18 protein-coding genes are annotated in these 21,749 nt (G+C 40.9%); 4 read left to right on the top strand and 14 right to left on the bottom strand.

The annotated features are described in order from the left end of the window. Positions 1-104: 104 nt before the first annotated feature. Positions 105-1,487, bottom strand: coding sequence for an ABC transporter substrate-binding protein (locus tag WMZ97_RS01225; RefSeq protein WP_343270226.1), 1,383 nt, complete (start codon positions 1,485-1,487; stop codon positions 105-107). A 184-nt stretch (positions 1,488-1,671) separates the two neighbouring features. Between WMZ97_RS01225 and WMZ97_RS01220 the strand changes: the two genes are divergently transcribed. Continuing rightward, the gene (locus WMZ97_RS01220) at positions 1,672-2,211 is read left to right on the top strand and encodes a hypothetical protein (RefSeq protein ID WP_343270225.1); all 540 of its coding nucleotides are present in this window, start codon (positions 1,672-1,674) and stop codon (positions 2,209-2,211) included. On the opposite strand, the gene WMZ97_RS01215 is transcribed toward WMZ97_RS01220, so the two are convergent. From WMZ97_RS01215 to WMZ97_RS01185, 7 genes are all read right to left on the bottom strand, one after another. Beyond that, a complete protein-coding gene (locus WMZ97_RS01215; protein ID WP_343270224.1) occupies positions 2,208-3,383 on the bottom strand; it encodes a sugar ABC transporter permease in 1,176 nt (391 codons plus the stop codon). The two genes, WMZ97_RS01220 and WMZ97_RS01215, sit on opposite strands and share 4 nt — an antisense overlap. A gap of 13 nt (positions 3,384-3,396) precedes the next feature. Then, positions 3,397-4,917 (bottom strand): ATP-binding cassette domain-containing protein, encoded by a 1,521-nt coding sequence (locus tag WMZ97_RS01210; protein WP_343270223.1) that lies wholly within the window; start codon positions 4,915-4,917, stop codon positions 3,397-3,399. Positions 4,918-5,002: 85 nt separating this feature from the next. Beyond that, positions 5,003-6,061: a sugar ABC transporter substrate-binding protein gene (locus WMZ97_RS01205; protein ID WP_405027646.1), complete on the bottom strand. Its 1,059-nt coding sequence runs from the start codon at positions 6,059-6,061 to the stop codon at positions 5,003-5,005. A 241-nt stretch (positions 6,062-6,302) separates the two neighbouring features. Next, a complete protein-coding gene (gene xylF, locus WMZ97_RS01200; RefSeq protein WP_343270221.1) occupies positions 6,303-7,403 on the bottom strand; it encodes a D-xylose ABC transporter substrate-binding protein in 1,101 nt (366 codons plus the stop codon). Positions 7,404-7,439: 36 nt separating this feature from the next. Then, a complete protein-coding gene (locus WMZ97_RS01195) occupies positions 7,440-8,981 on the bottom strand; it encodes a response regulator (RefSeq protein ID WP_343270220.1) in 1,542 nt (513 codons plus the stop codon). After that, a complete protein-coding gene (locus WMZ97_RS01190; protein WP_343270219.1) occupies positions 8,959-10,422 on the bottom strand; it encodes a sensor histidine kinase in 1,464 nt (487 codons plus the stop codon). The genes WMZ97_RS01195 and WMZ97_RS01190 overlap by 23 nt, the downstream gene beginning before the upstream one ends. Then, positions 10,419-11,393: a sugar ABC transporter substrate-binding protein gene (locus WMZ97_RS01185; RefSeq protein ID WP_343270218.1), complete on the bottom strand. Its 975-nt coding sequence runs from the start codon at positions 11,391-11,393 to the stop codon at positions 10,419-10,421. Before WMZ97_RS01185 ends, WMZ97_RS01190 begins: the two co-directional genes overlap by 4 nt. A gap of 283 nt (positions 11,394-11,676) precedes the next feature. Here WMZ97_RS01185 and WMZ97_RS01180 point away from each other — a divergent pair, with 283 nt between their 5' ends. Next, positions 11,677-12,429 carry an acyl-[acyl-carrier-protein] thioesterase gene (locus WMZ97_RS01180; protein WP_343270217.1) on the top strand — a complete coding sequence of 251 codons (753 nt, stop codon included), beginning with the start codon at positions 11,677-11,679 and terminating at the stop codon, positions 12,427-12,429. Between the two features lie 288 nt (positions 12,430-12,717). After that, a complete protein-coding gene (locus tag WMZ97_RS01175) occupies positions 12,718-14,148 on the top strand; it encodes a L,D-transpeptidase family protein (RefSeq protein ID WP_343270216.1) in 1,431 nt (476 codons plus the stop codon). 75 nt (positions 14,149-14,223) lie between these two features. Here WMZ97_RS01175 and WMZ97_RS01170 read toward each other — a convergent pair whose 3' ends face one another. The 4 genes from WMZ97_RS01170 to WMZ97_RS01155 all read right to left on the bottom strand — a co-directional run bounded on the left by WMZ97_RS01170 (position 14,224) and on the right by WMZ97_RS01155 (position 17,028). After that, entirely contained in the window at positions 14,224-14,610 is a 387-nt protein-coding gene (locus WMZ97_RS01170) for an aspartyl protease family protein (RefSeq protein WP_343270215.1), read from the bottom strand. Continuing rightward, positions 14,607-14,870, bottom strand: a complete 264-nt coding sequence (locus WMZ97_RS01165) for a hypothetical protein (protein WP_343270214.1) — start codon at positions 14,868-14,870, stop codon at positions 14,607-14,609. The genes WMZ97_RS01170 and WMZ97_RS01165 overlap by 4 nt, the downstream gene beginning before the upstream one ends. A 203-nt stretch (positions 14,871-15,073) precedes the next feature. Beyond that, complete coding sequence (locus WMZ97_RS01160) at positions 15,074-15,964, bottom strand: glycine betaine ABC transporter substrate-binding protein (protein ID WP_343270213.1); 891 nt, start codon at positions 15,962-15,964, stop codon at positions 15,074-15,076. Positions 15,965-16,077: 113 nt separating this feature from the next. Continuing rightward, the gene (locus tag WMZ97_RS01155) at positions 16,078-17,028 is read right to left on the bottom strand and encodes a hypothetical protein (RefSeq protein WP_343270212.1); all 951 of its coding nucleotides are present in this window, start codon (positions 17,026-17,028) and stop codon (positions 16,078-16,080) included. A 274-nt stretch (positions 17,029-17,302) separates the two neighbouring features. On the opposite strand from WMZ97_RS01155, the gene WMZ97_RS01150 reads away from it, so the two are divergent. Then, entirely contained in the window at positions 17,303-17,677 is a 375-nt protein-coding gene (locus tag WMZ97_RS01150) for a DoxX family protein (protein ID WP_343270211.1), read from the top strand. 232 nt (positions 17,678-17,909) lie between these two features. Here the strand turns inward: WMZ97_RS01150 and WMZ97_RS01145 are convergent, their stop codons facing one another. Continuing rightward, positions 17,910-19,919: an FUSC family protein gene (locus WMZ97_RS01145; protein ID WP_343270210.1), complete on the bottom strand. Its 2,010-nt coding sequence runs from the start codon at positions 19,917-19,919 to the stop codon at positions 17,910-17,912. A 207-nt stretch (positions 19,920-20,126) separates the two neighbouring features. Next, on the bottom strand, positions 20,127-21,740 hold the full coding sequence (locus WMZ97_RS01140; protein ID WP_343270209.1) for an ABC transporter permease: 1,614 nt from the start codon (positions 21,738-21,740) through the stop codon (positions 20,127-20,129). Between the last annotated feature and the right edge of the window lie 9 nt (positions 21,741-21,749).

Here is a 21,749-nt window from a genome sequence, read left to right as displayed (position 1 = left end):
TCCCCCTTAATGAAATCTGCTGTTAATGTGCTTTAACCATGAAAGGAATAGAAGAAGACACAATCTCCTATCTCCTTCTATCCTCTCCTTTATAAACGGTACGATTAATCTTTATACCCGCCATCTTTGGCAGCATCTTCTGCAAGTTTCTGGGATTCCTTCAGCGCGTCATCGACCGATTTATCCCCCGAAATTGCTGCTGCAATCTGCTGGCTGACCTCTGTACCGAGTGACTGGAACTCAGGGATGGCAGCATATTGCGCGCCAACATATGGTACAGGATTTACAGCAGGATTATCATAATCTACACTTTGAATGCTTTCCAGGACCATGTCTGCAAAAGGAGCAGCTTCCTTGTATTTTGGATTTTCATAGGTTGATATTCTCGTTCCCGAGGGTGCAACAACCCATCCTTTTTCCTCGCCAACAAGTTCCACATATTCTTTACTTGTCGACCATTTAATAAATTCGAAGGCAGCATCTTTATTTTTACTTGCCGATTCAATTGCAAGGGACCAGGCATACAATCCACCAGTATTTTCTTCTTTTACTTGCGTTGGAGCAAAAGCGTAGCCTATCTTCCCGACAACAGAGGAATCATCCGGATTATTCAATGTCCCTGCAGCAACTGTAGCATCGTACCACATAGCCGCTTTACCGGTTGACATCATCGTCAGCGCCTCTGTAAATCCGGTACTTGTTGCACCAGGCTGACCCGCATCTTTTAATAAATCAACATAGAAATTGATTGCATCTTTGGTTTCTTTGCTGTCAAGCTGTGCATTCCAGTCTTTGTCATAATAGGACCCGCCAAAAGCGTTGATCATCGTCGTCACTGGCGCCATCATTTCTCCCCATCCTGGTAAACCGCGCAATATGATTCCTGGCTCATCCGTTTTGTCTTTAATCGTGCGAGCCATGTCTCCAACTTCTTCCCACGTTGGATGTAAAGGCATTTCCAATCCTGCTTCTTTAAAAATATCCTTATTGTAATAGAGCATCGTGCTTTCACCATAGAATGGCAACGCATATAATTTATCATCATAAGTAAGTGCATCTCGCATAGTTGGGAAGATATCTTCCAGATCATACGCTTCTTTTTCATCATCGCTAAGGTCATCCAGCATTGGGCTGATTGGCTCAATCCATTCATTCTTCGCCCAAATCGGTGTGTCATACGTACTAATCGTAGCAATGTCAAAGGCTCCAGCGCCCAAGCCGACATCCTCTGTTACCTTTTTGCGAAGATCATTCTCCGGCAAGACAACGAATTCGACTTTAATTCCCGTGTCTTTTTCAAAATGCTCTTTCGTCAGCTCCTGCATAATCTTCATATCCGGATTATTAACGGTAGCAATTTTTAAGACTTTGTCATCCTTTTTATCCTTACCCGAAACGCTTTCTTCAGGAGAGGCGGAACTACATCCAGCTACGACAATTGTAAGCGCTATAAAAACCGCAAATAACAAACGTCCTCTTTTTTTCATGGAAAATCCCCCTTAATATTTTATACTTTCATACTATTAATTATAGCAAAGGAATCCGATAATAGATGAGAGAGTTGTCACAAAATTGTCATGCAAGTCCTGCGACAAAGTTGAGAGAGTTAAAATTCATATTATTACTCATGCAAGGGTGTGAGGGGCAGGTGTGTCGACCGGGGGACGAGCTTTGAATCAGGGGGGCATCAAACAGGGACGGGCGCATCGACCGAAATGGCCTTATCATCAACCCAAGGACGGGAACATCGACCAAATCGGTCATATCATCAACCCAGTGACAGGAACATCGACCGAAATGGCCTTATCATCAACCCAAGGGCGGGAACATCGACCAAATCGGTCATATCATCAACCCAGTGACCGGAACATCAACCAAAATCGCCTCTTCATCAACCCAAGGACGGGAACATCGACCAAATCGGTCATATCATCAACACAGCGACCGGAACATCAACCAAAACGCCCTCTTCATCAACCCAAGGATGGGAACATCGACCGAAACGGTCATATCTTCAACCCGGCGACCGGAACATCGACCAAAACGGTCATATCATCAACCCAGCGACCGGAACATCAACCAAAATCGCCTCTTCTTCAACCCAGCGACCGGAACACCGACCGAAATGGCCTTATCATCAACCCAGCGACCGGAACATCAACCAAAATCGCCTCTTCATCGACCCGCGCGGGGGATGCTTTCTTCCTTTAAGCCCTCTGTTTCCGGGTCATAACATCAAAGATCACCGCCAGGGCCAATACGCCACCGCGAATAATGTATTGCGGCGCTATTCCGACTCCCATCAAGTTCATACCATTCGTCAGCGTTGCCATAACAAGTGCACCTATAACCGCTCCAGTCACTTTGCCGACGCCTCCAGCAGCGGATACACCGCCGACAAATGCTGCCGCAATGGCATCAAGCTCAAACAATGTACCTGCCGTTGTTGTCGCCGATTGCAGCCGGGATGTAAATAGAATTCCCGATAATGCCGAGAGCATCCCCATGGAACCGAATACGAGAAACGTGATCTTACTAACATTAATCCCGCTAAGATGCGCGGCTTCCGGATTGCTGCCCACTGCATAGATATGTCGTCCAACAACGGTCTTTGTTGTAATAAAATGATAGATGAGCACAACGAGAAGAATCGTCACAACTGTCCAGGAAAAACCATGATATCCTGCCAGGATCCAGGTAATATAAGCAATAATGGCTGAGACAAAAATCAATTGTAAAATAAATATTTCTTTCGATACAACCACAAATTGATATTTCATCTTATTTTTGCGATTGGATATTGCGCTATAAATGTAACATATGATCCCCACTACACCAACAAGTAAAGAAAGCAGATGCAACCCATTAATCTCCATAATGGAGGGAATATATCCGTTACCAATGGCATTAAATACATCATTCTGAATCACAATCGTCCCTGTTTTTTCTGTTACCAGCAGGATAGCCCCCCTGTAAATGAGCCATCCTGCCAGCGTAGCAACAAAGGCAGGAATCCCCACTTTGGCTACCAGAAATCCCGTAATCGACCCAGCTACAATCCCCAGTACAAGAATTATGGGAATGACGATATACACTGGCAACCCTGCTTGCATAAGTAAAATTGCTGCAATCGCGCCCAAAAACCCGGCTAAAAAACCAATCGATAAATCAATATGCCGGATAACAATAACCAGCATAACCCCGACAGCCAAGACTGCAATATAGCCAGCTGAATCTAGTAAATTACTTATATTCCGGGAAGAAAGAAATTGACCATTTGTTAGAATGGTAAAGATAATCATAATAATAATTAGTGCGATATACATCCCATAATCACGAATATTATCTTTAATTAAAGCCTTTGCCTCTTTCAACAATCGCATAAAATTAACCCTCCTATTGCGTGGCGAGTTGCATTATTTTTTCTTGATCAGCTTTATCGGATGATAACTCACCTTTGATTTCACCTTTTGCCATGACATAAATACGGTCGCTCATTCCCAGAACCTCTCCAAGTTCTGAAGAAATCATAATAATACTCATACCTTCTCGGATCAGTTCATTCATGACCGTATAAATTTCAAATTTAGCCCCAACATCAATCCCTCGTGTGGGCTCATCCAAAATAAGCAGTTTTGGACTTGCAAACAGCCACTTGCCTACAGAAACCTTCTGTTGGTTGCCGCCACTCAGGTTGCCAGCAAGCTGCTGCAATGATGCTGCTTTAATCCCCAGTGAGGTTTTATATTCCTCTGCTACCTTTATTTCTTCGTTTTCATTGACAATGCCCTGTGATGAGATGCCTTTCAGATTTGCAATGGAAATATTACTTTTTATGTCCTGTATTAAAAATAGCCCATCACCTTTACGATCTTCCGTCACATAAGCAATCCCGGCTTTAATTGCATCACTGGTGTGCTTAAAATTAACCGGGTTTCCATCCATCATCAAATCACCCTGTAATTTGTAAGACTTTGGGTTGCCGAAGATACTTAGCGCGAGTTCTGTTCGTCCAGTCCCCATCAACCCCGCTATACCGATAATTTCACCTTGTTTCACATGAATATTGATGTTTCTTGCAACATAACGTCCTAGTTGAGAATCGTAAGCAGACCAGTTGAATAATTCAAGAACGTTATCACCAAAATTATGGTCAGGCCGCTTTGGAAATATATCCTTCATTTCCCGCCCTACCATATTTTTGATAATCATATTTTCCTTTATTTCTCCCTTGGAGGCGTCTAAGGTACATATTGTCTCCCCATCCCGAATGACCGTTGCTTTATCCGCAATGGAGATTACTTCTTTCAGCTTGTGCGAGATCATAATGCACGTGATACCCTGTTTTTTTAATTCCACTAATAAGTTCAGCAGGTTTTCACTATCATCCTCGTTAAGTGCAGCTGTTGGTTCATCCAGGATGAGCAGCGATACTTCCTTGCTTAATGCCTTAGCAATCTCAATCAACTGCTGTTTACCCACGCTTAATTCCTTAATCAGCGTTTCAGGGTTGACCTTCAGATTCACCTTATTAAGTAACTTTTTAGATTCCACAATGGTTCGGTTAAAATCTAGCACACCCCCATTTTTCAATTCGTTCCCAATAAATATATTTTCATATACTGCTAGATCTGGAAACAAAGCCAGTTCTTGATAAATAATGACAATCCCCGCATCCACGCTATCGCTAATTTTGTTAAAACGCTGAACGTCGCCATTATAAACAATATCGCCTTCATATGTACCATAGGGGTAAACACCGCTCAACACCTTCATCAATGTTGATTTACCGGCCCCGTTTTCGCCAATCAGGCAGTGTATTTCACCTTTTTTAACTTTGAAATTAACGTTACTGAGCGCTTTGACTCCTGTGAATTCTTTCGTTATCTGATCCATCTCCAGAATATATTCGCTCATGCGTTACCCTCCTAAAAACAACGGTTACAGTCAGGAAATAGCGACAGACGTATCTATCACTACTTCCCTGTGTATACATTTTCAATTATTTTAGTCCCGTGAACTCACTTTCTTCATAGTAACCAGAATCGATCAGTTCATTCTTTACATTTTCCTGATCCACAACGATAACATCCGTTTGTTTTGCTTTTACATCGATGCTGCCATTGTCATACGTCCCCGTTGTCTCAGGCGTTTTGCCATCTAAAACGTCAACAGCCATTCCCATTGCATCTTCTACAAGTTTACGAACATCTTTAAATACCGTCATGGACTGTTTACCATCAATGACATATTGAATCGATGCTTTCTCGGCATCCTGACCTGTTATCACATAATCCGTAACTTCAGGATCCTTTGCAAATACATCAGCAATCGAACGTGACGTTCCATCATTTGGAGCAAGGACGGCGACATCCCCTTTCATGTCTTGATCTACGGCTGTCAGGTGTGTTTGCGCTTTGTTTTTCGCTTCATTGGGATCCCAGTTTGTCGTTACCTGCCCAAGAATTTTACCCAGTTCATCATGTGAAAGTTCTGCTTTATCCTGCAAATCTGCAGCTTCACTTGAGTTCGCAATGACAAATGTACCATCGGCAATTTTAGGTTGAAGCGCCTTCCATGCCCCCTCAAAAAACAAGAATGCATTATTATCAGAAGATGCCCCAGCATAGAGATACAAGGGAATGTTTTTGCCTTCTGCACGATCAATTAAGAAATTCCCTTGTGCTTCACCTACAGCCACACTATCGAATGTAACGTAATAATCAACTGCATCTGTATCCGTGATAAGGCGGTCATAAGAAATAACCGTAATGTCTTCTTTTTTGGCTTCTTCTACAGCCGCGCCCGCAGCAGCTGCATCGTGCGGAGCAATAATCAACACATCAATTCCTTTATTAATAAACGTTTCAACATTTTCCTTTTCCTTAGCTGATGATCCTTGGCTAAACAGAATTTCCGTGGAATACTCTGAATCTGACAACGCATCTTTAAAGCGTTGTTCATCCTGTACCCATCTTGGCTCATCTTTCGTAGGTAATACGATACCAACGCTTACACCTCCGCTTCCGCTTGCCCCTTCACTGCTGCAGCCGGAAGCCATAAGCGTAACTATCAAAGCAATAAAAATAATAGCTATAAATTTCAATTTCCTCATGATAAAACCCCTCCCAGATTATTTAGAACTTAAATAAAATATAGCATCACTACACACCTATGAAAACGCTTTATTATAGTATTAATTTATTATTGTCTGTACTTTTTTAACATTTCATTTTTTAAACCAGGCCCCATGTAAAAAACCGCCAAAGTTTCCCTTGGCGGTTGTTGCGTTGCATTATTTTTTATTTGTTTTTATATACTTCCTCTTTTGAATGAAACCCGTCAGCTATAATTGTCTCATCAATATTATACTTATTTACAGCAATTGGCGATAGCAGAACGGATGGTACCTCCAATTTTCCATTATTAACAATTCCTTTTACACCTATGTTTTCCCCTTTAGCAAGCTGTACTGCAAACTTGGCAGCCTGTTCCGATAATGGCTTGATTGGTTTGTAGACGGTCATCGTCTGCGTTCCTTTAACAATGCGCTGTACACCTGCAAGCTCGGCGTCTTGACCAGCAACAGGTATTTTCCCTTTAAGTCCCTGTTCCTCAAGCGCCCGAATAACCCCGCCAGCTGTCGCATCATTAGCTGCAATGACTGCATCAATGTTATTACCGTTCGCCTTTAATGCAGCCTTCATATTCGTATAAGCATTCTCTGGAAACCAATCCTTTGTCCATTGGTCATATACAATGGTAATATCCCCTTTCTCAATACGCGGCCTAAGTACATTAAACACACCCTTTTTAAACAAATGTGCATTATTATCTGTTTCGGAGCCTCCAATATAAACGTATTTACCTTTAGGGACGATTTCCGTCACTGCTTTTGCCTGTAATTCCCCTACCTCTTCATTATCATAGGAAACGTATAAGTCGATTTCAGCGTTCTTAACAAGGCGATCATAGGAAAGCACCTTAATACCAGCATCGTGAGCCTTCTTAGCAATCATCGCAGTGGACTCTGCATTATGCGGAACGACAACAAGCAGATCTATATCATGATTGATTAATGTTTCTGCTTGCAATACCTGCAATGCATCGTCACCATTCGATACGAGAATTTCCATTTCTGCGCCTAAATCCTCTACAGCCTCTTTAAATAGCTTGCGATCCCGGGGCCAACGCTCTTCCAGCAATGTATCCATGGAGAAACCAATTTTAATTTTTTGCTTACCTTTATGAGAGTGCGCAGGCTTGTCATCTGATAACGTATTACGTTCAGTCGATTTGGCGTGTTTACTGTTACTTGTTTCGCTTTTTTCACAAGCTGTGATAACACACCCCAAAATCAGCACAAGCAGCAATATACTTCCCCGGAAAAACAATCGTTTCATTGATTGAAGCCCCCCATTTTAATACTAAATATCAGTTCAGTTCTTTATTTTCTTAAGCGTTTTTCGATACTCCGTTGGTGCGGCACCACATATCTTCTTAAAAACTTTACTGAAATAGTTTGGGTCATGATAGCCCACTTCAAATGTAATTTCTTTTAGACTTTTCGCTGCATCCAACATGAGTTTCTTTGCTTTTTCTACGCGACACTCTGTCAGGAACGTTATATAATTGATGCCAAGCCGCTCCTTAAATAATTTGCTTATGTAAACAGGACTTAGTCCAACCATTTGGGCAATGCTATCCAAGGTTATATCCCCACTGGAATGTTTAATAATATACTCCTTTATCAGTTGAATCGTATTATCCTCTAAATGATGATAATGGTTCTCGTAAAATCGTCGCATTTGGTTTATCAAATGAATCGTTTCATTTCTCAATTGCTTAAAATCAAGAATTTCACTAGAATAAAATGGTGTATTTGCCACCACTCCAAATTCATTTAACACGCGTGATGCGATCCAAAGAAGCTCCAGCACACGTTGCTGGGTTTGTAAAAGATCCGCACCTTCCTTCTCCGCATGTTGTATGAAATCTATTACACTTGCAGTCACTTCCTTCCATTTTCCATTTCGTATTTGATCAAAAAACTGTGTTTCTAATTGCTTCGCGTTTTGGCTTTGTGATTTCATGCCGACTTCGGGTAAGTCTGAGTAAAAAATAAATTTAACAGGAAGTGTCGAATCTTTCGTAGCAATTAATGACTCCTGATAGGATTGCCAAATTTGATTTAATGAATCACAGACATTACCTATTCCTATGAACCAATCTGTTCTATCTCCAAATTGGGAGTTAGATAGAATCCCACGGGCAAGAAGGGTAGCTTGGGAACGAAAGGATTTATCTGGTTGCCGGAATACGATGATTGGCAGCTGACGGCCAAATATTGCGCCAACTAATGCATTTTCCATTTGCCTTATTTTCTCTTTGATTACGGGATACAGGGTTTCTGATCCCTCTGGCAATAACATACTAATCACAAATGCTTCATTTGTAATACGAATGTTTAACAGATCAACCAATATGTCTAAATGTATCTCATGCACATGATCAAACAAAAGCTGGGTTACGACATCTGTTTCGACAATTGGTAATGCCTTTTGTATCGCGCTTTGTTGAAGCTTACTCGCTGCAAGCTTTTTTTGCTCTGCTTCAATCTGTTTTTTCGCCTTTCCAACGACTTTTATAATCTCGCTTGCTTTACTTGGCTTCACCAAATAATCCATCACACCAAGCTTCATTGCTAATTGTGCATAATCAAATGTGGCATAAGCAGTGATCATGATAAATTTCATGTCAGGATAAACTTGATTGATTTGCTCAATCACCTCAAGACCGCTCTTTCCCGGCATCTTAATATCCATTAACACCAATTCAGGTAGAAATGACCCAGCCATCTGCAAGGCAGCACTTCCATTTTTCGCCTGGTTAATTTCAAGTTCAGGGAATCCTTTTTGTAAGATTGCCATCAGACCTTCCCGCTCTATTTGTTCATCATCAACAATCAGCAATTTCTTCATGGCTATTAACCCTCCCTGTTTTCGGTATATTGATCATAACCTTTGTCCCACTACCTAAATTGCTTTTAATACAAAACACATCGTCACAATTGTAAAAAAGCCGCAGACGCTTCACAACGTTATGAATACCAATCCCAGTTGAATGCCCCTTTGTTGAATTTATATTTTCGTCCAGAATTTGTTTTATTTTATCTTCATTCATGCCAGGTCCATGGTCTTCTACTTCAATTGTTACCTTTTGATCACCATCTATGACACGGATCCTGATTTCGCCTCCATCTTCCACTGGCTCAATAGCATGGATTACAGCATTTTCAACAATCGGCTGTAGCGTTAAACGGGGTATCTGAATATCCAAACATGATTCATCAATTTCCATACAAAAATGAATCCGCTCCGTAAATCTGGCATTTTGAATTTCGATATATTGCTGAAGAACCTTGATCTCTTCAAAAAGCGTCGTAGATTTTTCTAAACGGTTTAAATTATATCGTAATAAGTTTGCGATGTTTACTAACAGATCACTTGTTTCTTCGGATCCTTCGATAAAAGCCTTCTTTGAAATCATATTAAGTGTGTTATACAAGAAATGAGGATTAATTTGACTTTGCAGGCTATGAAGCTGACTTTCCCGCAGCAACAGTTTATTCTGCTGCAGTTCATGTTCCAGTTGCGCCTTTTGTTTTATTTCGGATAGATAATTATTGATATTTATACGCATTCGATCAAACATCTTGGCAAGAAATGAGATTTCGTCATTCGAATCCACCTCGACTTTTAAATCGAACCGGCCGTTAGCGATTTCATTAGCCGCTTGTGTCAGCTGTTGTACCGGTCTGGTAATTCGCAGGGATATCCAATATGTTAATAGCAACAATGATAGAATGATTAGCGGCAGCAGCCAAATACCCAACATTTTCAGTTCTTCCGAGCGATTAATAATCCCGCGGTAAAATCGGTCATAGGTTTTCAGTTCTGTATCGATGAGAGTAAGTGTCATTTCGGAAATATCTTGAGAAATATGGGTAGCTTCTGAAAATGCCCTTAAGTAATCATCTGTTTCTTGCTCATTACGAAACATGACAGAGCGTTCAGTAGTTTCCACAAGACTATCGATTAAGTTCACATAGTTTGTCAATGCAAAATCATTATCAGCGTTTCTAAACTTAGATACTTTCGATGCCATTTTCTTCATGTTATCGTTGCTTTGGTTTGTTTTCTCCAGGTTGGCCGTCGTGGGGTTCAGTAAATACTCGTTTAACGAGGTTACGATTTGTTGACTTGCTCCAGTCACCTCATTCATGATTAAATAGCGCTCGAGGATACTGTTATATTGGTTTTGCATTTTTTGATTATAATAGGTTAACGAAATCCATATCCCCATCATAATGAACAGAACAATGATGGCCAGCACCCATGTCTTTTTTTGAATACTATTCATTGTACATCCTCCGGTTTTAGAATACGTATATCCGTGAGGTATCCATCCAAATCAAGCGGTCTCTTCTCACTGTTTAATAAATGGATCATTTGATGCACACTTATCTCCCCCATTTCTTTAGGAGATTGCTCAACCATTCCATTAAGTTTTCCCTGCTTAAGCAGTGACAACGATTCAGGATCATCGTCAAATGAATAGATATAATAATTGTCAACCAAGGTGCGACTTTCAATTTCCTGAATCAATGATCCTGAAATATCCGCATTGACTGCGATAAAAGCATTAACATCGGGAAACTTATTCAGCATATTCCTTGCTACCGTGATTACCTGCTCACTTGTATCATTGGTTTTTGCATCTATCTTCTTTATCTCGGGATAATTCTTTAAGACGCTTTCCAAACCATCCAATCGTTGCTTCTGATAATACTGCTGTTGACTGCCATACATGAGTACAACTTCTCCGGAGTGTCCCATATCAGACACCAGCTGTTTCGCAATCATCTGACCGGCCAAATATTGATCTGAACCGACATACGTCCTTCGAAGGCTTTCCTCCATTGGAACATCATTGGCTACTGTAATAATCGGAATACCATAGGATGCAGCCTTAAATTTGGTTAATGCTTTAAATTCATTCGTATCAAGTCCCTGCACAATAATACCATCAACTCGGGAATAGATAGCGGTTTCAATTTTATTTAAGAACTCCTGATTATTTCCATAGCTCCCCCATACTCCAAGACTAGCTCCATCCTTTGCAGCTTGCTCCAGTGCCCCCTCTTCGACTTTATCCCAGAATGGAGTCTCCAACCCCTGTGTTATCAGCACAATTCGATACTCTGTGTCCACCTGATCCGCATTTTGAGGTAGCTCCCAATCCGTTTTAAATACCTTTTCTGCCGATAAAAATGTAAAATAAGATAGAACAACACATATGAAACTAATAGTAGTAATGGCTATTTTTTTCAAAAATGTATCTCCTTTTTCGGTAATAACTTACCTGGATGGATTGTTTATTAATGGAGTATTCCGCAAATAGTCCGGGTAATGTTTGGTCAAATTCTTTATAATGCTATCGTTAGCACACCTAAGAAGGGAAATCTGTTCCACCCATATTCTAACATAGTTATCTAATAAATGATTGGCAATATTCATTTATCAGAGTAGTACTCCTTGATAACAAAGCTCCTTCCTAAAGTATCAGCGGCAAATATGATACAATAAAGCCATACAATACAAAGGAGTCATTCAAATGGAATCTGTATCCTCCGTTTTTAAACACCAATACCATATTGACCTTAGAGATGTTGATTTCACGAAAAGGCTGAAGTTAAGCACTTTGTTCAGCTACTTCCAAGACGTTGCCAGCCTGGCCTCGATAGATCTTGGCTTTGGCATTGAAACACTTGAGAAGAAATTCGGTGTTTCGTGGATATTAACCCGAATCCGTGTAAATATCATTCGCTACCCCATTTGGGATGAAGAAATTACAATTGAAACGTGGCCTCTTGAACCAGGCAAAGTGGAAATGGATCGGGACTTCCTTGTAAAAGATGCAAGCGGAAATATCATCATACGAGCTGTTTCCAAATGGATCATCATGGATATCCATGAAAGGAAAATTAAACGGGCTGAAACAATTGGAATTCGCTACCCCGAGAATATAACGGAACGGGCAATGGAAGGAAAACTGCGGAAACTGAAAAGCTTTGGAGAATTAGAAGCCGTATACAATAAGGTGATCGGATATAGCGATATCGACTTTAATGGACATTTGACCAATTCCAGATATGTTGATTACATAATGGATTGTTTTCCAGTAGAAGATCACAAAAACTATACTATTCAGACCATAGACCTCAATTTTAACAATGAAGCCATGCCTGGAGATTCCCTTACACTCTATAAGGATATTTCCCAGATAGATAAAGATTTAATATACATCGAGGGTGTTAATCAGACGGATAAAAGTGTAGCATTTAAATCACTCATTAACCTTACGTAAAAAGTGGGACAAAGAGAAACAGCTTCTCTCCCTGTCCCTAATTTTTTCCCACCCGGTTCTAGCAAGCTAACCGTGATTCGGTCCCCCACCTGTATCTCATTAACCCGATCTGAAACAAAATAGAAAATTAATTTTTGCCCCCGCAAATTGTGACAAATTCCCCAGGTAAAATCTGTTATTATAATGATAATTGCTCCATTTCAAAGGAGACGAGTGGCTTTCTATAAAACACACGCAAGTTGAAGGGGGAAGATTACTTGGTCGTTATGCAGCGGAGGGAGAACATCTATGGGTTTGATAAATGAACAAGATGAGGTACGGGTTAATTGGTTCAAAAAGTTTGCAAACTGGAAATTTATCGTAATTGGGATCATCCTTATCATTGCACTCATATTTGCGGGAATGGGCTATTATCAGGCTACCCGATTCAATTCAAAGGTTTCGATTAATAGCATAAGTATTGGTGGACTGACCACAGATCAAGCCATAAATAAATTAAAAACAGCCAAATTTAAAAACAGAGTTTATATAGGTGATCAGCTAATTTTAGATGGAAAAGATACACAACCAGTATTTACAAATCAAGATTTGCCTGAGGTTAAAAAATTATTGAAAAAACAATGGACATTTTTTCCGTCCTTAAAAGTGAAAAATTTTTCATTGATGCCCAAAAAGGACGATTCATTTCGAAGCCAAACAATGAAAAAGAAAATAAAAGAAAAGCTCGAATCCATGAATAAAAACCTGAAAAAACCTAAAGATGCAAAAGTGACATGGGAAAAGGGCAAAGTTGTTATTTCGAAAGGTAAAAATGGAGAACAGTATGATATCGCCGCTTTATTAAAGGATTATAAAAAACAGGCATATACCAGCGACATCCATCTGGAACCCCTCTTTATTGAACCCGATACGAAAGACAGTCCAATCATAAAGGAAAATGAAAAGAAACTGCAGGATTTCATGGCAAGCACTGTTGATTATAACGTACAGGATAAAACCTATACATTAGAAGCAAGTGAATTAATTCAAGCTGCTTCCATTTCAAACGATGGGAAGGTGTCCATCACCAAGAATAACATGCAGGATAAATTAGATGAGATTAATAATAAGCAATCAACTTTAAATAAAGAACTCCAATTCAAGACCCATTCAGGTAAGACTGTTACCGTGCAGGCACAAGGCTATGGCTGGGCAATAGATACGGAGAAAGAGGCAACAGCGCTTAAAAAGGCATTTGAAAAGGAAAAGAAATCAGTCGATGCTTCCAATATTTATGGCAATGGCTGGGATTATGAACCCATTGGCTATGAAACGACTTCAAATAACGGAATTGGCGACACGTACGCCGAAGTTTCCATTTCAGAGCAGCGAATATGGATTTATAAGAAAGGAAAAATGAAACTCACAACACGTGTAGTGACCGGTAAAATGAGTACCAACGAAGGAACATCACCCGGAATTTGGTATATTCTTTTTAAAGACTCACCACACACCCTTAAGGGCAGTGCTGTAGGCAATCCCAATTATTCTGTTGATGTTGATTACTGGGCTCCATTTACCAATGACGGGCAAGGTTTCCATGATGCCAGCTGGCGGACAAATTGGTCAGATAATGCCTATCAGTCACAGGGCTCAGCCGGCTGTGTCAACACCCCGCCCAAAGTAATGAAAGCCGTGTATGACAACCTCAATACGTATGATCCGGTTGTTGTGTATTAAATGGGACGGTCTTGTGCTTCTGATCATAGAAGTCAGGGCCTGTCTCTATTTTAAGTGTTTGTCATTTCCTTAAATTTACTTTTGTGTTGTATTCATTTCGTAAAAATCAATTAGTAGTCCCGATTTTAACATAAAATCTACACCTAGAATTCCATTAAAACCATATGTTTCTCTTGTTATTCCGAGCTGCATTTGAAAGGAACCCATCAGATAGTTATCAATTTCCAAACCAGTTACAGTCTGCTTATAACACAATTCACTTTCTCCACCAACTCCATACATTCTCCTTGGTTTTCCACTTTTACGATCAATAATTAATCCGATTTGTTCCACTTCATCCGTATCAAAGATTGTCGTTGCGCAGCCTGTGTCTAAAAGTACATTATCTAAACATTTTTTGTTTCCCTTGTAAGAAAGATCCACGGATACTATTGGTAAACCATCCGGCATTCGAATTTTCATTGGAGTCTTCTCCTTACTCCCATAAAATTCTGTTCCTTGACTTCAATTTCTTCATGATCAGTATGGAAAATATAGTATTCACGAGAAGGATCTGCTAAATGTAATTTTTTATATTTTTTCCAGGCAAAAGTAGAATCGGGGAAATTTGAAATGACTGATAATTCATCAATATAGCGAATTGCGTTTTCTGAATGGGCAGAGATGGCCTCAACAAGCACCCACTGTTCCGGATATTGCTCACGGACTTGCTCCCATTTCATCTTTAACACCTCCTACTATTATTATAAAAAGTATACCATTTCTTGATTAGTAAAATAAACCTTTCACTAATATCGTTGGAATAAGAATATCAAGCGAAAAGGAGTAAACTGATTATCGAAATAAACTTTAGATTCCCGAGCATTATACAATCAGAACAAACCAGCCACCCCATTATGCTTGAGATAGCTGGTTTCTTTTATCCCTATTCCTCACCAACGCCGTCTAGCCATTTATCCATTAACTCCGGATGATCATCTAAATAATTTTGCGCCGCCTCATCGGGGTCAACATTCTTTTCAAGGTCATCCATCACGGCTTCGTTGTCCTCCAGTTCTATATGAAACTGGCTTAAAATCTTATAGGCTGCTGGAAAGTCTTCTTTAAGTCCTTTTCGTCCTATCGAATAAATGGCATCCGGGTCACCATACTCGTTTTTAGGGTCATCTAACAGTCTTAAATCCCATCTTTGAAACGCCCAGTGCGGATACCAAAGTGTGACGACAATTGGTTCTTTCTTTTCTATAGCCGCTGCTAAGGCACTTGACATGCCTGCATCGGAGCTTTCTATCAGTTCCCATTTGTCATCCAAGCCATAACTAGGCATGACATCTTGTTCGGTCATCTTCATTTGTCCGGCACCTGGACTAACTCCGGTAATTTTCCATTCCAATTTATCCCCGATATTATTTTTATTATCGGCTAAATCTTCAATGGAAGTGATGTCTTCCATGTAGTCCGGAACCACAAGTCCTAGGGGAGCCTCATCTATAACAGTGCCAACTTTTTCGATTTGATCACTGTACTTGTCCCAGTATTCCTTGTGTGTATTTGGCAGCCATGCAGTCAACGAAGCGTCACCCGAACCATCAGCAATACTGGCAAACATTGGTCCCAGGTCCACATCAGTAACTTTCACGTTGTATCCAACCTTTTCAAGTGCTTGTTTTGCAAGATATGTACTGGCCTCTGCTTCAACATATGTATCACTTACCAACGTAATATCTTTGTCGCCAAGGTCTGCACCATTTTTCCCAGTTTCTGTGCTGCCCTCATCGTTCCCACCGCACGCCGTTAGCAGCGGATAAAATCTCACAATTCATATGTTTTCTCTTGTATTTCTAATATTTATAATAAAAGGACAGGCCTTATACTTCTCATTATAGAAGTATAAAGCCTGTCCTTTTCAGTTTATTTAACCTTCCCGTGTTACTCAGGCGAGAAGTCGCCAGGCAGTTCCTTTTGATAGCCGCCATATACGTCGGCTTTTTCCATGATCTGATCATCAACATAATGGAATCCCAGAATACCAGCCATTACATCTTCTGTATCTGTATCATAGTCATTTGCTAATAAATAATATTCAATATAATCCACTTTCCCATGCGGAGGAATTGGCATGAGTGGATTAAATGCACTATCATTAACAGGTGCCAAATCGTATTCCTGGTAGATATCATACATTTTTAAAAGGCTCGCATCAAATCGCAGTTCTTCATCCGTTAGATTTTCTACACGTATATTTACCTGTACCCGAGAGCGACCACGTTCTTCCATCGCATAACCGGCTATCTTAAAACGCTTCTGGACTTCAAATCCATTCACGATCTCTGTATCATTATCATCCCCATCGTCTTCCCAGTCTGATTCATCTTCATCCGCTTCTGGCTCTTCATTCCACTCTACAGCCATCTCTTTATATTTCGCTGGTACCTCATCACTTAACGTAAGGGGGTAGGTAACATTTTCCAAGTCACCAGCATATTCTATATTAAAATCTTTCGCATAGGCTGTTTCTAACGTTTCATCAGACGTTACAGGATAACTAAAGATTATTGCAGCCTCTTCATGAGCCTTAACCGTTAAAATACGGGCTCTTTCCCCCATGCCGACACCATAATACTGATCTTCTTTCTTATTTTCTAGTGAAAAGTCATCCTCCGTCACTTTGATTGCTTTATTACTATCATTCTTGGCAACAAACAGGATGGGAATATTCCCATTTACATCTACTTCATTTGTCGTAAAATAACCAGCAAGTTCAACATTCTTCTTCTCATCGGAATCATTTGATTTTTTTGCTCCCTTTGCCTCACCCTCACATGCAACTAACATAAAACATAATAGAATAATGGATGATAATACAAGTATCTTTTTCATGATGTAGTCCTTTCTCCTTATAATTATCTATGTCTTATATACTATAATCCTATTTTTTCCTTTTTTGAATATAAATTTTTCCTTTTTGGAGGTTTTACTAAACAAGTTCATAATATGCTTCTGGTCCTTTTTAATTACATCAACTTATAGTTATACCTGCTAAACATGATATTTGAACGGATAACTGCTATACTTGATACCAACAAAAGGATGCCTAACGAAAATAACAGAAGTAGAGAAACTTAAGAAAAGTAAATAAAGAGGTGGTATACAGATGAAATCTTTTTTTCGAGCACTATATTCAATTCTTTTATTTGGAGCTGGGGTCTTGCACTTCTCCAAGGAACCTGGCTTTCGTCGAGTTGTTCCAAAAGTACTCCCTTTTCGACGAGCGATCGTGCTGATCACAGGTGTTTTTGAAATGCTTTTTTCCGTCTTACTTTGGGTGAAAAAAGGACAACAAATTACCGGAAAACTTTTGGCCCTATTTATGATTGCTGTTTTTCCGGCAAATGTGTACATGGCTGTTAAAAAAATATCCTTCCAACCGGGAAAACAAGCAAATCCCTGGATTCTATGGCTGCGATTGCCCCTGCAGTTTCCATTGATTGCTGGAGCATTAATACTAGGAAGAAAAGATAACAACTAATTTGTTCTTCATTAGACAGGAATAACCTAAGGTGAGGTATAACCATTAGAGATCAAAATCCTGGCTCTTCTTTTGTTTTTATTGTTGGTATACAGTGGCAACTGGCGATAGCATTGGCATGCAAACCATCTACACCGCACTGGGAAGTTTCGTTTAGCGATCATCTATGAGCAAGAATGGCTTACATCACCATAAAGTGAAACTTCATTCAGTGGGGCCCTTTCTCCCCCAACTACATTTGTAAACCATCATATAGCATGTGTAATTCTTTTTCGATAGTTGGATAAGCCTTAATAACCGGGATTTGAAGATCTTTGTCAGGATTTTGCTGGTAACGTGCGGCATAACGCAGTTGCTTAAATAACGTTTTCAGCTGTTGCAGCTGTTCGTTACCCAAGTAATTCCCTTGTGTATATTTAGATCCGGCAATAACCAGATAGCCAATGCGTTGTGCCGCAACTACTGTTGGCCAGCGGGTTTCATAACCTTGACGCTTTCTTTTTGGTTCACCAGCCGCCATGTCATAAACAGACCGCACATTAATAAGTGCTGTTTCAACCTTTCTGCGCATATCTTCCAGTGATTCCGTATACTTCCAGCCCTGGTTATAATCAGGGTTTGTCAACATTCGCTGCAATACCTCTCCTTCGCGTTGAATAAGTTTACTAAGTAATACTGGTAATCTGACCGAGGAGGCGCGGCGCCATAACAACAATCCTCCAAGTAAACCAATCACACATCCTGTCAACGTATCAAATAAACGGTCGCTGATCAAACTAGCAACATCAATTCCGGGGCGACCACTTTCCGCCATCAGCAAGGCAAGCGGTGTAATAAACGTGACTCCAAATCCATAATTACGGATGATCGCAAATTGGATACAAAACTGCAACATCATAATCAAAACCGCTATCATATATGGATTGGATTGCAGCGTAAGCAACACAGCGCCAAGTATAATTCCCACGCCGGTACCTACTGCTCGCTGAATGGACCGATGAAATATTGTTGCTGTACTCGCCCCATTTAAAACCGCGGCACAGGTCAATGGAACCCAATATGGACGATCGCTCCCCAAAGCCACAGCAATAAACGTTGCGGCTACAAGTGTAATGCCCATGCGCAAGGAGATTGGCCCAATAAGTGACTGCCGGCTCAATGCACTTTTTAGCATATCGATTAATGATTGCCGTTGCAGATGGATTTTCTGGTTCGTTTCATAGGTCTCCTTTTCCGCAACTGACACAGCAAATTCCAATTCCTGCTGTATACGCAACCGGGCTGGGCTGTACTTCGCCGGTTCTGATATTTGCATCGATGCAGCTTTTTCTGGATGCTCGATTGTATCCGCCAATGCTCGTACATTATCTGACAGGTTGGATGTTAATCTTCCATTTGCCTCCGCTGACAGTTCAATCCCCGCTAAATACAGCGCGTTTGCTTGGTTTACCAGTTGTCTGAGCCGGGCTGTTTTTCCAGTACGCGCTATGCGACGCATCTCGGCAGCCTGTACCGATTTTTGAGCTTGCCGCAAAGCAACCATGGCATTGTGCTGTGCAAATATTGCATCTGCAGTACCCGCTTTAGCAAGAAACCCCGCCACTTCCAGATAAGCATCCCGTACAGCCTCCATTTCCGGGCCTCTTGGTTTAAGCAACCCTCCAGCCATCGCCAGCGCCCATGCCCATAAACCGCCCACAACTGCGATTAAAGCACTTGGGGTCGCTTGAGATGCGCCCACAGGCAAACCAGTACCGATTGCACACACCAGGATAAAGAAGTACCCCGATGGTTTCGGAAACTCCCACGTCTCACAAACAAAAAAGGCCACCATAGCAACCGTGCCGATAACAAATGCAGTCAGCCAGACATTGCTCCCGGCCAATATACCAAGACCCAGGGACAAAGCAAATCCAATAACTATTAGTAATAACCGTTGCGCCCGCTGCAAATAAGGCTCTTGATTAACATATACGGCAGCCATTCCGCCCATGGCTGCTAATAGCCCCATGGATAAGTCACCTAGGAAAGCTCCGATTAATAACGGAACCCCCATGCTCAGCGCGACCCTTGTTGCCGTTTTCCACGGATACCCTGCTGAACGCAGCTGAAAAATAGCCCGCCATGAGCGAAATTCTGTCTTTGGCGATGCAGGAAGAGGAGGAGTTTCAGAAGAATTCTTATTCATTTGCTCAGATGTCTCATTTTTTTGACTTGGTTGCTTTCTAGACTTTTCTTGCATGATGGTTCCCCCCATTTTCTGCAAAACACACATCTCTAGTATAGTTATTTTTACAAATACCCATGACTTTATTCCTTTAAACGGATCACTATTCATTCGGATTATACATCGTTAAAAAGTCGCATGCTTACTTCTGCCATGCGACTTCTTTGAAAGGTATGTGTTCTCTTACAGACCTTGTATCCTATTTTCAACAAACCGTTTCCCTTAAGCTCCTTCCCGCATATCCCTTCTTCTATAACCAAGATAACCGATCACCATCAACACAACGCTAATTACAGTAATGGTAACGAAAATAGAGACGTCAAAATCCTCCATTGGCATCTGTGGGATCCAGCTTTGAATGGCTGTTTTGAAAAACCAGTCTGGTAAATCCACGATACCGCCAAAATAATTTAATACAAAAGAATAGCCAAGGTAAGCATAAACGACCTTACCTAGTTTTGGTGCCCAGCCGAGGGCTAAACCTGCTAAACTAATAAAGAAGAGAACAGATGGTAAGAAATTATAGCCAGCAGCTACAAAATCAGCCAAATCCATCGTTGCATGATCGCCCATGGCCGCGATAGCCGTACCACCAAGACTGCCTGCAGCTAACAAGATGCCGATTATACCTGCAAAAACTGCCAAACCGACACTGGTCCAATAAAGTTGGCTGCGAGTAACCTTCGTCGCGTAAAGCTGGCTTAAGTGTGAACGACTCTCCTCAGCAAATAATTTATTTACCAGGACAATCGGTAAAATAGAAACCAATCCAATCATCACCATCATGATTGTACCTGTGAATGATTCTTCAATGGAAACATTGGAGCGAGTAAGCATTTGTTGCACGATGTCATTACTCTCAAGAAAATCCCGCATGTCTCCATAGATTGAACCATAAGCCGCACCCATCACCACAAAGGCAATCAACCAGCTAATCATCACACCTTTGCTTATTTTGATAAATAGCCCACGGACGGACAGCAAAGACTTTCTCGCGTTTTTGCGGCCTGCTCGTTCCGGGAGATAGCCCGCCCCCATATCTCGAGATCCTTCCAGCACAAAAGCGATGATCCCCATGATGATACTGAAAATAAACGCGTAAATGAGCAGACTCCAATTGTTTTCTGTAAAAGGATACGTTAAATAGGTCCACCCCAAGGGATTGATGCGTGAGAAATCAACATTGGATACATCTGTTCCTGCACGAACAATATAAAACAATCCTGTTATTCCAAGTGCTGATCCTGTCGCAGCTGATGATGTTGGCATAATTTGTGCCATTACCAACGCAATGCCCGCTCCCAGTATACCGGCAAATCCTATCGATAATCCGAATAAAAAGGAACCCTCAACAGATATCGAATCGGCACCGAAACTGACCATGACGCCACCGATAAAAAGTGCTAATAATACATTAATGAGAACCGTCTCTACGATTGTAGCAAGCGAGTTTGCCTGGCGACCAATTTGAAAAGAACGAACCAGCTCCGTTAGACCAAGATCCTCTTCTTTTCGCGTATGGCTTACCACATGTAAAGCAGAAATGATCATCGCAAATAAACCACAGAATAACAACATTTCATGCGCATACATTGCTCCTAGTGTATAATCACTTGCTGTTTTAACTGGCGTCGGCCCTACCATGGAGGTCATCGCAGGATTTTGCAAGGTTTCATACATTCCGATCAAGCCTTGCCCTGTTGCTATCTCTTCAAAAAATGGAACATAAGCGGCCGAGAACATACCTAGCCCTAAGACCCAAACAAGCGTTTTCTTCCAATCACGTTTTAGATACTGTATCAATAGGATGTGCCAACGTGCAACGTTCTCCTTCATCCAAACTCC

The sequence above is a fragment of the Lentibacillus songyuanensis genome, from assembly GCF_039548255.1.
GTDB lineage: Bacteria > Bacillota > Bacilli > Bacillales > Amphibacillaceae > Lentibacillus_C > Lentibacillus_C songyuanensis.
The sequence above is the reverse complement of the archived record's forward strand: the minus strand, read 5'-3'. Positions and strand labels throughout refer to the sequence as shown.

Bases quoted from the DNA above. Each gene is read 5' to 3' on its own strand.
- WMZ97_RS01225 (WP_343270226.1), bottom strand. From the start codon at position 1,487: ATGAAAAAAAGAGGACGTTTGTTATTTGCGGTTTTTATAGCGCTTACA.
- WMZ97_RS01215 (WP_343270224.1), bottom strand. From the start codon at position 3,383: ATGCGATTGTTGAAAGAGGCAAAGGCTTTAATTAAAGATAATATTCGT.
- WMZ97_RS01210 (WP_343270223.1), bottom strand. From the start codon at position 4,917: ATGAGCGAATATATTCTGGAGATGGATCAGATAACGAAAGAATTCACA.
- WMZ97_RS01205 (WP_405027646.1), bottom strand. From the start codon at position 6,061: ATGGCTTCCGGCTGCAGCAGTGAAGGGGCAAGCGGAAGCGGAGGTGTA.
- xylF (WP_343270221.1), bottom strand. From the start codon at position 7,403: ATGAAACGATTGTTTTTCCGGGGAAGTATATTGCTGCTTGTGCTGATT.
- WMZ97_RS01195 (WP_343270220.1), bottom strand. From the start codon at position 8,981: ATGAAGAAATTGCTGATTGTTGATGATGAACAAATAGAGCGGGAAGGT.
- WMZ97_RS01190 (WP_343270219.1), bottom strand. From the start codon at position 10,422: ATGAATAGTATTCAAAAAAAGACATGGGTGCTGGCCATCATTGTTCTG.
- WMZ97_RS01180 (WP_343270217.1), top strand. From the start codon at position 11,677: ATGGAATCTGTATCCTCCGTTTTTAAACACCAATACCATATTGACCTT.
- WMZ97_RS01175 (WP_343270216.1), top strand. From the start codon at position 12,718: ATGGGTTTGATAAATGAACAAGATGAGGTACGGGTTAATTGGTTCAAA.
- WMZ97_RS01170 (WP_343270215.1), bottom strand. From the start codon at position 14,610: ATGAAAATTCGAATGCCGGATGGTTTACCAATAGTATCCGTGGATCTT.
- WMZ97_RS01165 (WP_343270214.1), bottom strand. From the start codon at position 14,870: ATGAAATGGGAGCAAGTCCGTGAGCAATATCCGGAACAGTGGGTGCTT.
- WMZ97_RS01155 (WP_343270212.1), bottom strand. From the start codon at position 17,028: ATGAAAAAGATACTTGTATTATCATCCATTATTCTATTATGTTTTATG.
- WMZ97_RS01150 (WP_343270211.1), top strand. From the start codon at position 17,303: ATGAAATCTTTTTTTCGAGCACTATATTCAATTCTTTTATTTGGAGCT.
- WMZ97_RS01145 (WP_343270210.1), bottom strand. From the start codon at position 19,919: ATGCAAGAAAAGTCTAGAAAGCAACCAAGTCAAAAAAATGAGACATCT.
- WMZ97_RS01140 (WP_343270209.1), bottom strand. From the start codon at position 21,740: ATGAAGGAGAACGTTGCACGTTGGCACATCCTATTGATACAGTATCTA.